Here is a 469-nt window from a genome sequence, read left to right as displayed (position 1 = left end):
GGTCAAGACCATGCAGCGCAACTGGATCGGCAAATCCAAGGGCATGGAAGTGCAGTTCCCGTACAACGTCGACTCGATCGGCGAAGCGGGCGCACTCAAGGTCTTCACGACCCGTCCGGACACCCTGATGGGCGCGACCTACGTTGCCGTGGCCGCCGAACACCCGCTGGCTACCCAGGCCGCACAGAACAACCCCGAGCTGCAGGCGTTCATCGCCGAATGCAAGGGCGGCAGCGTGGCCGAAGCCGACGTCGCCACCCAGGAGAAAAAAGGCCTGCCGACCGGGCTGTTCGTCGAGCACCCGCTGACGGGCGAGAAATTGCCGGTCTGGGTCGCCAACTACGTGCTCATGCATTACGGCGATGGCGCTGTAATGGCAGTCCCCGCTCACGACGAGCGCGACTTCGAATTCGCCACCAAGTACAGCCTGCCGATCAAGTCGGTGGTACGCACCAGCGCGGGCGACACC

1 pseudogene is annotated in these 469 nt (G+C 64.2%); it reads left to right on the top strand.

The window, feature by feature from the left end:
• Window positions 1-469: pseudogene (locus D7X12_RS41880) on the top strand (class I tRNA ligase family protein); the annotation flags it as partial.

Origin of the sequence: Corallococcus sicarius (genome assembly GCF_003611735.1) — a bacterium.
Classification (GTDB): domain Bacteria; phylum Myxococcota; class Myxococcia; order Myxococcales; family Myxococcaceae; genus Corallococcus; species Corallococcus sicarius.
Note: the sequence above shows the minus strand (reverse complement) of the source record. Positions and strands in the feature narration are given on the sequence as shown.